Origin of the sequence: Pseudomonas hefeiensis (assembly GCF_030687835.1) — a bacterium.
In the GTDB taxonomy this organism is placed as follows: Bacteria; Pseudomonadota; Gammaproteobacteria; order Pseudomonadales; family Pseudomonadaceae; genus Aquipseudomonas; species Aquipseudomonas hefeiensis.
Map to the genome: position 1 here is coordinate 3,934,204 of NZ_CP117449.1, position 11,474 is coordinate 3,945,677.

General features: G+C 58.5%; 10 protein-coding genes. 5 read left to right on the forward strand and 5 right to left on the reverse strand.

All coding sequences use genetic code 11. From position 1 onward, the window contains the following. Nucleotides 1–88 precede the first annotated feature (88 nt). Both lolA and PSH57_RS17605 read right to left on the reverse strand, forming a co-directional pair. Nucleotides 89–712, reverse strand: coding sequence for an outer membrane lipoprotein periplasmic chaperone LolA (gene lolA / locus PSH57_RS17600; RefSeq protein WP_305384471.1), 624 nt, complete (start codon nt 710–712; stop codon nt 89–91). 58 nt (nt 713–770) lie between these two features. After that, on the reverse strand, nt 771–3,176 hold the full coding sequence (locus PSH57_RS17605; protein WP_305384473.1) for a DNA translocase FtsK: 2,406 nt from the start codon (nt 3,174–3,176) through the stop codon (nt 771–773). A 319-nt stretch (nt 3,177–3,495) separates the two neighbouring features. Here PSH57_RS17605 and trxB point away from each other — a divergent pair, with 319 nt between their 5' ends. From trxB to infA, 4 genes are all read left to right on the forward strand, one after another. After that, nucleotides 3,496–4,455, forward strand: coding sequence for a thioredoxin-disulfide reductase (trxB, locus tag PSH57_RS17610; protein WP_305384475.1), 960 nt, complete (start codon nt 3,496–3,498; stop codon nt 4,453–4,455). A gap of 72 nt (nt 4,456–4,527) precedes the next feature. Next, nucleotides 4,528–5,208 carry a leucyl/phenylalanyl-tRNA--protein transferase gene (gene aat / locus PSH57_RS17615; RefSeq protein ID WP_305384478.1) on the forward strand — a complete coding sequence of 227 codons (681 nt, stop codon included), beginning with the start codon at nt 4,528–4,530 and terminating at the stop codon, nt 5,206–5,208. A 57-nt stretch (nt 5,209–5,265) separates the two neighbouring features. Beyond that, nucleotides 5,266–5,973 (forward strand): arginyltransferase, encoded by a 708-nt coding sequence (locus PSH57_RS17620; RefSeq protein ID WP_305384479.1) that lies wholly within the window; start codon nt 5,266–5,268, stop codon nt 5,971–5,973. Nucleotides 5,974–6,073: 100 nt separating this feature from the next. Continuing rightward, nucleotides 6,074–6,292, forward strand: coding sequence for a translation initiation factor IF-1 (infA, locus tag PSH57_RS17625; protein WP_002553999.1), 219 nt, complete (start codon nt 6,074–6,076; stop codon nt 6,290–6,292). Nucleotides 6,293–6,633: 341 nt separating this feature from the next. Here the strand turns inward: infA and clpA are convergent, their stop codons facing one another. Beyond that, entirely contained in the window at nt 6,634–8,904 is a 2,271-nt protein-coding gene (gene clpA / locus PSH57_RS17630) for an ATP-dependent Clp protease ATP-binding subunit ClpA (RefSeq protein ID WP_047227721.1), read from the reverse strand. A gap of 29 nt (nt 8,905–8,933) precedes the next feature. Next, nucleotides 8,934–9,296: an ATP-dependent Clp protease adapter ClpS gene (clpS, locus tag PSH57_RS17635; RefSeq protein ID WP_003180089.1), complete on the reverse strand. Its 363-nt coding sequence runs from the start codon at nt 9,294–9,296 to the stop codon at nt 8,934–8,936. Between the two features lie 227 nt (nt 9,297–9,523). Between clpS and cspD the strand changes: the two genes are divergently transcribed. Beyond that, on the forward strand, nt 9,524–9,796 hold the full coding sequence (gene cspD / locus PSH57_RS17640; RefSeq protein ID WP_422766042.1) for a cold shock domain-containing protein CspD: 273 nt from the start codon (nt 9,524–9,526) through the stop codon (nt 9,794–9,796). 81 nt (nt 9,797–9,877) lie between these two features. Here the strand turns inward: cspD and icd are convergent, their stop codons facing one another. Continuing rightward, nucleotides 9,878–11,134, reverse strand: a complete 1,257-nt coding sequence (gene icd / locus PSH57_RS17645; protein WP_256228949.1) for an NADP-dependent isocitrate dehydrogenase — start codon at nt 11,132–11,134, stop codon at nt 9,878–9,880. Nucleotides 11,135–11,474: the final 340 nt, after the last annotated feature.

An 11,474-nucleotide genomic window follows, 5' to 3' on the forward strand; every position in this document is an offset into this window, starting at 1 on the left:
CGGGCAAGCCTTGCTCCCACAGATGCTCCCACAAGCCTTGCTCCCACAGGCCCTTCCCTACAGGTCATTTCCCACAGGGGCTTTGTGTTTATTCCTGGATCACGTCCGCACCCTTGGGGATGTCGAACTTGAACTTGGACGCGGCGATCGGCTCGTTGGCCTTGACCCCGGTGAACAGGATATTGGTGCGCTGGCCGACGCTGTCGATCAGTTGCATGTCGTTGACCAGGCCGTTGCGAAATGACAGGCGCAGGCTGTCGAACAGGCTGTCCGTGGTCTTGGGCTTGAGGGTGAAGTCAATCACACCACCGGCCTCTTTGGAGCTGATGTCGAAACTCTGGCTGATCTTGGAAACATCGCCGGAGAGCAGCAACGCCGGGGTTTGGGTCAGGCGCTGGTCCAGGGTTTTGATGGTGACCTGTTCCAGGTCCGGGTCCCACAGCGAGACTTTCTTGCCATCGGACACCATCAGTTGTTCGGCAGGCGCATCGGTGTGCCAATAGAACAGGCCCGGACGCTGCAAGGCCATCTCACCCGCGGTTTCCTGCAACTGGGTGCCGCTGCCGTCGAGGGTCAGTTGGGAGAAACGCGCGGTCAGGGTCTGGGAACGTTCCAGCAACTGGGTCAGGCGGGCCACGTCCTTTTCATCGGCATGGGCCGACAAGGTGGTCAGGGCCAGTACGGGCAACAGCAACATGCGAATCAGGCGCATGGGAGTCCTCTTGAAGTCGTGGGAGGTCGAGCGGCGTGTCACCAGGCCGCTCAGGTCATTAATCGCGCATCGGGCCCGGCGCCAATACTTCGCGCGAACCGTTGGTGTTCATCGCCGTCACGACCCCGGCCATTTCCATGGCCTCGATCATGCGTGCGGCACGGTTGTAGCCGATCTTGAGCTTGCGCTGAACGGCGGAAATCGAGGCCCGACGGCTTTCCAGGACGAACTGCACCGCTTCGTCATAGAGCGCATCGGTTTCGGCATCGTCGTCGCCACCACCGCTGCTGCCCTCGAAGCCGCTGCCGGCCTCCTCGACACCGTTGAGGATGTCATCGTTGTATTCAGGTGCGCCACGCAGCTTCCAGGCTTCCACCACTCTGTGCACTTCATCGTCAGACACGAACGCACCATGCACACGAATCGGCAGGCTGGTGCCCGGCGGCATGTAGAGCATGTCACCGTGGCCGAGCAATTGCTCGGCACCACCCTGGTCGATGATGGTCCGCGAGTCGATCTTGCTCGACACCTGGAACGCCATACGGGTCGGGATGTTGGCCTTGATCAGGCCGGTGATCACGTCCACCGAGGGCCGCTGTGTCGCGAGAATCAGGTGGATACCGGCCGCCCGGGCCTTCTGGGCGATACGGGCGATCAGTTCTTCGACCTTCTTGCCGACGATCATCATCATGTCGGCGAATTCGTCCACCACCACCACGATGGTCGGCAGCTTGTGCAGCAGCGGCGCTTCGTCATGGATGTTTTCGCGGTGGTACAGCGGATCGGTCAACGGCGTGCCGGCTTCTTCGGCCTCCTTGACCTTGGCATTGAAGCCCGACAGGTTACGCACACCCATCTTCGCCATCAGCTTGTAGCGGCGCTCCATCTCGGCGACGCTCCAGCGCAGGGCGTTGGCGGCGTCCTTCATGTCGGTGACAACCGGGCACAGCAGGTGCGGAATGCCTTCGTAGATCGACAGCTCGAGCATTTTCGGGTCGATCATGATCAGCTTGGCGTCTTCCGGGCCGGACTTGAACAGAATCGACAGGATCATTGCGTTCACACCCACCGACTTACCGGAACCGGTGGTACCGGCCACCAGCAGGTGGGGCATTTTCGCCAGGTCGGTGATGACCGGCTTGCCGCCAATGTCATGGCCCAGGGCCAGGGTGACCGGCGACTTGTGGTTGTCGTATTCAGGGGTCGAAAGCACTTCGGAGAAGCGCACGATCTGCCGGTCTTCGTTGGGAATCTCGATGCCCACGGTGGTCTTGCCGGGAATCACTTCCACCACCCGAACGCTGGTCACAGCCAGGGAACGCGCCAGGTCCTTGGCCAGGTTGGAGATACGGCTGACCTTCACGCCGGCGGCCGGCTGGATTTCGTAACGGGTAATCACCGGGCCCGGGTGGATCGAATCCACCGAGACCTCGACGCCGAATTCCTTGAGCTTGATTTCCAGCAGGTGACCGACCGCTGCCAGGGACTCGGGGGAGTAGTTGAGCTGTTTCTTCTCGGCCGGGTCCAGGATCGAGATCGGCGGCAAGGTGCCTTCCACCGCGCTGTCGACGAACAGTGGCGCCTGCTTCTCTTTTTGCACGCGCTTGCTCTGCTCCGCAGGCTTGGTCGGGGCCATGGTAATAACCGGCGGTAGCTGTTTTTCACGGTCGGACATGTGCTTGCTCAGGGCCTGCTCACGTTCGATCAGGCGTTCCTTGACCTTGGCCTGCTCACGCTTGTCCGTGACGGTCGGGGCCACCACGTCGTGGACGCGGTCGTCCACCTCACGCAGTTGCGCCACCAGTTGCTTGCGCTCGGTGCGCGCCGCCCACCAGCGATTCATGGCGCCCTGAATCAGTTCGATCAGGTCCAGGGTGATCTTGCCGGTGACGTCCATCACCTTGAACCATGACAGGTCGGTGAACACGGTCAGACCGAACAGGAACAGCGCGATGAACAGCAGCGTGCTGCCCTGGATGTTCAGGGCATTTTTGGCCAGCTCGCCAAGACTTTCCCCCAGCGCTCCGCCCGCTCCGGCCGGCAGACCGGTGGGTGCGTGGAAATGGATATGGGCCAGCGCGGCGCCCGACAGCACCAGGAACACCAGGCCGATCAGGCGCCAGGAAAATAGCCAGCCACTCCACTGCCAGGGCTCGTGGCGTTGACGGAAAATCTGATAGGCCTTGATCGCCAGCAAAAGCGGAAAGATGTAGGCGAAATAGCCCAGCACCATGAACAGGATGTCGGCGCTGTAGGACCCGGCCGGACCGCCGAAATTCTGCACATCGTCGATCTTGCTGTTATGGCTCCAGCCCGGATCGTCCTTGCCATAGGTCAGCAAGGCCATCATCAGGAACAGGCACAAGGCGCCGATGGCGATCAACGCACCCTCCTTGAGCCGGTAGTGCAATTGCTGGCGCCAGAGCGGAACGACTGTTTTAGGTGCTGCGGTGGATTTCTTCAAAACGCTTCTTTTCCTGCGCCAAAGGCGCGTCCATCTGTTGAATGACTATAAAAAACTGCCCATCACGAGCAGGTAAAAAAGTGAATGTGCACAACCGGTACTACTTTTACCACTGTGACATGCATCCAGAAAACCGCAGGTGTTGCCGAAGATTTTGATCTTTTGCCTCTCCTGCGTTCAAAACTCAAGCATTGTACGGGTTTGTCGGCCCCAAGGCATTGCCGGCACATTGGCTACAGCATAGCCAAAAAACAATATGTACTGGCGTCAATTGGAGCATGCATTCTCTTTTGTGACAAAGGCTTATGAGGTGTTTTTTATGAGCGAAGTGAAGCATTCACGCCTGATCATTCTCGGCTCCGGCCCCGCGGGATACAGCGCCGCGGTGTATGCCGCCCGTGCCAACCTCAAACCCGTTGTCATTACCGGCCTGCAGGCAGGTGGCCAGCTCACCACCACCGTCGAAGTCGACAACTGGCCCGGCGATGTCGAAGGCTTGACCGGTCCGGTGCTGATGGAGCGTATGCAACGGCACGCCGAGCGCTTCGACACGCAGATCGTCTACGACCATATCCATACCGCCAAGTTGCAACAGCGCCCTTTCGAGCTCATCGGCGATAGCGGCACCTACACCTGCGACGCACTGATCATCGCTACCGGCGCTTCGGCCCAATACCTGGGCCTGGCATCGGAGCAGACCTTCGCCGGCAGAGGCGTTTCCGCCTGCGCGACCTGCGACGGATTCTTTTACCGCAATCAGGTAGTGGCGGTGGTCGGCGGTGGCAATACGGCGGTTGAGGAGGCCTTGTACCTGTCCAACATCGCCAGTGAGGTACACCTGATTCATCGCCGGGACAAACTGCGCGCGGAGAAAATACTGCAGGACAAACTCTTCGAAAAAGCCAGCAACGGCAATGTGAAACTGCACTGGAACCAAAATCTGGATGAAGTGCTGGGCGACGCCAGCGGCGTGACCGGCGCACGCCTGCGCCAGAGTGAAACCGGCCAGACCAGCACCTTGTCCCTGGCCGGCGTTTTTATCGCTATCGGCCATCAACCCAACACAGAGTTGTTCCAGGGCCAACTGACAATGTGCGACGGCTACCTGATCGTGCGCGGCGGTAGTGAGGGTAACGCCACTGCAACCGATATCGAAGGCGTGTTCGCGGCGGGCGACGTGGCCGATCACGTGTATCGACAGGCCATTACCTCGGCCGGTGCCGGTTGCATGGCCGCACTCGACGCCGAGAAGTATCTCGATGACATTCCGGTGGCTTGACGGTTAACCTTGAAGCGGGCTCTTGTCTGCACGCAAGACCCGCCCTCCCCTTCTGCAAAAACCCGGATGACCATGCTGACCTGGTTACAACGCAACACGTTTGATTTTCCGCCACTGGCCAAAGCCCTGCGCGACCCTAACGGCTTGCTGGCCGCCGGTGGCGACTTGTCCGCCGATCGGCTGATCCAGGCCTATCGCCACGGCTGCTTCCCATGGTTTTCCGAGGGCCAGCCAATTTTATGGTGGTCGCCGGATCCACGCACCGTACTGTTTCCCGACGAACTGCATGTATCGCGCAGCCTGGGCAAGCTTCTGCGCAAGCAACGCTATGCCGTGACGTTCGACAAGGACTTTGCCGCGGTCATCGAGGCCTGCGCCGCGCCCCGGGGCTACGCTGACGGCACCTGGATCACCGAGGCCATGCAAACCGCCTATCTGGAGCTGCACCGACGTGGTTATGCCCATTCAGTGGAAGTATGGGACCAGGGTATGCTGGTGGGCGGACTGTATGGCCTGGCCATGGGGCAGCTGTTTTTTGGCGAGTCCATGTTCAGTCGGGCCGACAACGCGTCGAAATTCGGCTTCGCCACTCTGGTCCAACATCTCAAAGAGGCCGGTTTCGTGCTGATTGATTGCCAGATGCCTACCGAACACCTGCACAGCCTGGGCGCCCGGTCGATCCCCAGGGCTGAGTTTGCCGGTTATCTCAAGGCGCATCTGGACCAGCCCAACCACGCAACCTGGGTTTGCTGAGCGACAATGGCGCTCCTGGCTTACACTTAATCCAAAGCTTACTCCCGAGGGTTGATCATGACCGAGTTGGCGCGCTTGAAGTTTTATGCCACTCAACCTCACTCTTGCAGTTACCTGCCCGAGGAGCAGGCCACGACGCTGTTCCTCGACCCTAGCCAGCCCATGGATGTGCATGTCTACGCAGATCTGTCGGAGATGGGCTTCCGTCGCAGCGGCGATCATCTCTACCGGCCCCATTGCCAACATTGCAATGCGTGCGTTCCGGCGCGTATTCCTGTGACTCAGTTTGTACCCAATCGCCAGCAGAAGCGGATTTTCAAGCGCAACGCCGATCTTCAGGTCCGGCCGGCCAAGCCGCAGTTCAGCGAGGAGTATTTCGACCTTTACCAACGCTATATCGAGCAGCGCCACGCCGACGGCGACATGTACCCGCCCAGCCGTGATCAGTTTTCGACCTTTCTGGTCCGCGACCTGCCCTTTTCCCGCTTCTATGAATTCCGGCTCGAAGGGCGACTGCTGGCTATCGCCGTCACAGACTTGCTGCCCAATGGGCTTTCGGCGGTGTACACCTTCTATGAACCCGACGAAGAACGGCGCAGCCTGGGGCGTTTTGCCATTCTCTGGCAGATCAACGAAGCCCGGCGATTGGGGCTGGAAGCGGTGTACCTGGGTTACTGGATCAAAAACTGCAAAAAAATGAATTACAAGACCCAATATCGCCCCATTGAATTGCTGATTAACCAGAGATGGGTCGTCCTCAGTTAGAACCCCTTGGCTTAAACCCCCTTTTTCGGGCACAATGCACGCCGCTTTTGCCTGGCGCAGTTGCACCGGGCCATTCACTGGATACCGAGGGCTTTACTGCATGTCGAAAGAAGACAGCTTCGAAATGGAAGGCACTGTCGTCGACACCCTGCCCAACACCATGTTTCGTGTGGAGTTGGAAAATGGGCACGTCGTAACCGCGCACATCTCCGGCAAGATGCGCAAGAACTACATTCGTATTCTTACCGGTGACAAAGTGCGCGTCGAGCTGACGCCCTATGACTTGAGCAAAGGGCGCATCACTTACCGCGCTCGCTAACAAGTCAATACAAAACGCCCGGCTGATGCCGGGCGTTTTTGTTTGTGGGAGCCAAGCTTGCTCGCGATAGCGGAGTATCAGTCGACAGCAATGTCCACCGAACCGAAGCCATCGCGAGCAAGCTTGGCTCCCACAGGGAATTGGCGGTGAAACCCAAACTTGTGCCTTGCCCAAAACAAACTGTGGGAGCGGGCTTGCTCGCGAAGGCAGTGGGTCAGTTTGCATAGATGTTGAATGTACAACTGCATTCGCGAGCAAGCCCGCTCCCACAGGAGATCGGCGTGTTTCTGAAGTCAGCAAAAAGGCGCCTTTCGGCGCCTTTTGCTTTACTGCCAGTGCGATCAGGCCATTTCAGCCGTGGTTTCGAAGTCGAAGGTCAGCTCGCCGTCCTTGATGTCGATGTGGACCACACCGCCATGTTCGGCCAGTTCGCCAAAGAGGATTTCCTCCGCCAGTGGACGCTTGATCTTGTCCTGGATCAGGCGAGCCATCGGCCGTGCCCCCATCGTCACATCGTAACCACCGGCCGCCAGCCAACTGCGGGCCGCATCGGTGACTTCCAGCAGCACACGCTTGTCTTCGAGCTGCGCCTGAAGTTCGGTAAGGAACTTGTCCACCACACTTTTGATGACCTCATGGCTGAGGCGACCAAACTGGATAATGGTGTCCAGGCGGTTGCGGAATTCAGGCGTGAAGCTCTTCTTGATCACTTCCATCGCATCGGACGAATGGTCCTGATGGGTGAAACCGATCGAAGCGCGAGCCGCGGTTTCGGCACCGGCGTTCGTGGTCATGATGATGATCACATTGCGGAAATCCGCCTTGCGCCCGTTGTTATCGGTCAGCGTACCGTGGTCCATGACCTGCAGGAGCAGGTTGAAGACTTCTGGATGCGCCTTCTCGATTTCATCGAGCAACAGCACGCAATGTGGCTGCTTGGTGATGGCCTCGGTCAGCAGACCGCCCTGGTCGAAACCGACATAACCTGGAGGTGCACCGATCAAACGCGATACGGTGTGGCGCTCCATGTACTCGGACATGTCGAAACGAACCAGTTCGATTCCCATCGCCTTGGCCAATTGCCGTGCGGCCTCGGTCTTGCCGACACCGGTAGGCCCGGCAAACAGGAAAGAACCCACCGGCTTGTCCGGCGACTTGAGACCGGCGCGGGACAGCTTGATGGCGGTCGACAATGAATCGATGGCCGCATCCTGACCGAACACCGTCAGCTTCAGGTCACGCTCCAGATTACGCAGCAGCTCCTTGTCGGAACTGGTGACGTGCTTGGGCGGAATCCGCGCGATTTTCGCCACGATGTCCTCGACCTGTGGCACTTCGATGCGCTTGACGCGCTTCTCCACAGGCTGAAGGCGCTGATAGGCACCCGCCTCGTCGATAACATCAATGGCCTTGTCCGGCATGTGCCGGTCATTGATATAGCGCGAGGCCAGCTCAGCGGCGGCGCGCAGGGCCTCATCACTGTATTCGATGTTGTGGTGCAGTTCGAAACGCCCCTTCAGGCCGCGCAGGATACCGATGGTGTCTTCCACCGAAGGCTCCGACACGTCGACTTTCTGGAAACGCCGGGCCAGGGCACGGTCCTTCTCGAAAATCCCGCGAAACTCCTGGAACGTGGTCGAGCCAATGCAACGGATATCACCCGAGGACAACAGCGGCTTGAGCAGGTTCGAGGCATCCATGACGCCACCGGACGCGGCACCCGCACCAATGATGGTGTGGATTTCGTCGATGAACAGGATCGCCTGCGGACGCTTTTTCAGCTCACCCAGCAACGCCTTGAAGCGCTTCTCGAAATCACCGCGGTACTTGGTGCCGGCCAGCAAGGCCCCCAGATCGAGGGAATAAACCACACTGTTGGCGAGCAGGTCCGGTACCTGGTTGTCGACGATGCGCTTGGCCAGTCCTTCAGCAATCGCGGTCTTGCCCACGCCCGCCTCGCCCACCAGCAACGGGTTGTTCTTGCGGCGCCGGGCCAGGATCTGGGCGACCCGCTCGACTTCCGCCTCGCGTCCGACCAGTGGATCGATACGCCCCTGGCGCGCCAGTTCATTCAGATTGCTGGCATAGGCGTCCAGCGGATTGCCCGAAGAAGAAGACTCACCGCCCTCGTCATCCTGCATATCCTGTTCACCTTCGGAGTGATCGCCATGCCCAGGCACCTTGGAAATGCCATGGGCGATGTAATTGACGACATCGATGCGCGCAACACTCTGCTGCTTGAGCAGGAAAACCGCCTGGCTTTCCTGTTCACTAAAGATGGCAACCAGCACGTTGGCGCCGGTCACTTCACGCTTACCCGAGCTCTGTACATGAAAGACAGCACGCTGCAGGACACGCTGGAAGCCCAGGGTTGGCTGGGTTTCGCGATCCTCGTCATGAACGGGGATCAATGGCGTGGTGGAGTCGATGAACTCCTGCAGATCATGCTTGAGTTTATCGAGGTTTGCGCCGCAGGCACGCAAAACGGTGGCGGCAGCCTCGTTATCCAATAGGGCCAGCAGCAGGTGCTCGACGGTCATGAATTCATGACGCTTCGAACGAGCCTCCTTGAAGGCAAGATTGAGGGTGACTTCGAGCTCGCGGTTTAACATAGCTTCACCTCATACCCAAGTGGTCGGCGTTAACCGTCCTTCTCGATTTCACAGAGTAGCGGATGCTGGCTTTCCCGGGCGTACTGGTTGACCTGCATGGCCTTCGTCTCGGCGATGTCGCGGGTAAACACTCCACATACTGCCCGTCCCTCTGTATGGACGGCCAGCATGACCTTGGTCGCCAGCTCGCGATTCAGGTTAAAAAACACCTCGAGCACTTCGACGACGAAATCCATCGGTGTGTAGTCATCGTTGAACAAAACCACCTTGTACATCGGTGGCGCCTGTAATGCAGGCTTTGCTTCCTGAACAGCAATGCCTGCGGAATCGTCGTCGTGTAGATCCGGGCGATCCTGATTGAATGTTAGTCGAATCTGGCTGACTGCATGCATGGAAAGAAAGGTTCGTTTAGTTGGCGAATACAGTGATGGGGGCGCTTGTGGGCGATTTCAACCACGACCACCCGGCCACCTTGACTATCGGGAAAACGGTGTTACAACCAATAGAGCCCATCGTGGGTTAAAAAGGTCCGTGGAATCTATCTCGTTTTTCAAGATTAGACTGCGGATGGACTGGATGATACTCCACTGATGGAGTGTGTTGCAGAGGGATATGACCTATGTCGGTCGTCAAGATGAGTGGCAAAGTCAAATGGTTCAATAACGCCAAGGGCTACGGTTTCATTATTGCAAACGGCAGGGATGAAGACCTTTTCGCCCATTACTCGGCGATCTGCATGGAAGGCTATAAAACCTTGAAAGCCGGGCAACCTGTAACATTCAATGTCATCCAGGGCCCCAAGGGCCTGCATGCGGTCAATATTGCGCCGGAAACCGTCGAAGCCACCCCTTGCGCCACCCCCGTCAGCGTCATGACCACTGAAGTCCATTGATCGGCAGCCGCCGCACCGACAAATAACAGAATGCCCGGCTCGATCACTCGAGCCGGGCATCTCTGTTGAACACTGATCCGCTTACATGTGCGAGATCATTGCATCGCCGAAGCCCGAGGAAGACATCAACTTGGCGCCTTCCATCAAGCGTTCGAAATCATAGGTCACGGTCTTGGCCGAAATCGCACCGTTGGTGCCCTTGATGATCAGGTCGGCCGCTTCGGTCCACCCCATGTGACGCAGCATCATTTCCGCCGACAGAATCAGCGAACCCGGGTTGACCTGGTCCTTGCCGGCATACTTGGGCGCGGTGCCGTGGGTGGCTTCGAACATCGCCACGGTGTCAGACAGGTTGGCGCCCGGCGCGATACCGATACCGCCCACTTCCGCCGCCAGGGCGTCGGAGAGGTAGTCACCGTTGAGGTTCAGGGTCGCGATCACGTCGTATTCGGCCGGGCGCAGCAGGATCTGCTGGAGCATGGCATCGGCGATGGCATCCTTGACGATGACATTCTTGCCGGTTTTCGGGTTCTTGAACTGCATCCACGGCCCGCCGTCGAGCAGGGTCGCGCCGAACTCCTCGGCAGCCACTTCGTAGGCCCACTCCTTGAAGGCACCTTCGGTGAACTTCATGATGTTGCCTTTATGCACGATGGTCAGCGAATCGCGGTCGTTGTCGACGACATATTGCAAGGCCTTACGGGCCAGACGCTGGGTGCCCTGCTTGGAAACCGGCTTGACCCCGATGCCGCAGTTCTCGTCGAAACGGATCTTGGTCACGCCCATTTCTTCTTTCAGGAACTTGATGACCTTGGTGGCTTCGGCCGAACCGGCCTTCCACTCGATGCCGGCGTAAATATCTTCGGAGTTTTCGCGGAAGATCGTCATATCCACGTCGCCAGGCTTCTTGACCGGGCTCGGCACGCCTTCGAACCAGCGCACCGGACGCAAGCATACGTACAAATCGAGTTGCTGACGCAGGGCCACGTTCAGCGAACGAATACCACCACCGACCGGCGTGGTCAGCGGCCCCTTGATGGAAACCACGTAGTCCTTGACCGCGTCCAGGGTTTCCTGGGGCAGCCAGGTGTCCTGGTCGTAAACCTGAGTGGCTTTTTCACCGGCATAGACTTCCATCCAGGAAATCTTGCGCTTGCCGCCATAGGCCTTCTGAACCGCAGCGTCCACAACCTTGATCATGACCGGACTGATATCGACGCCAATGCCGTCGCCTTCGATGAAGGGGATGATCGGGTTGTCGGGAACATTAAGAGAATGGTCTGCATTGACGGTGATTTTGTCACCGACGGCTGGAACCTGAATCTTTTGATACCCCATGCTGAACTCCATTGCTTGGATTGAACATCTGGCTGCGTTCGAGCGTACCCCACTTGAATCGGCGCGCAAACCCTACGTTAGGCTCATCCGGGGAAAAGCGTTGCAGTTCGCGGTGTACAACCCTGAAAACCAAGGGAAAAGCGCCAAACGTGAGCATCGTCTGCTCCTTCGGCACTGCGACGTTTAGACCAATGGACGTGTACGGAAGTCTATGAACCATCGGCAGATTGCCAGCTACCTATGTATAATGCCGCCGCTGACCACAGGGTCACGCTGGCCGAGTGCTCTATCACAGGACTTTCCGCCAGTTTAAAAGCCGGACCGTTACCGCGGCCCAACC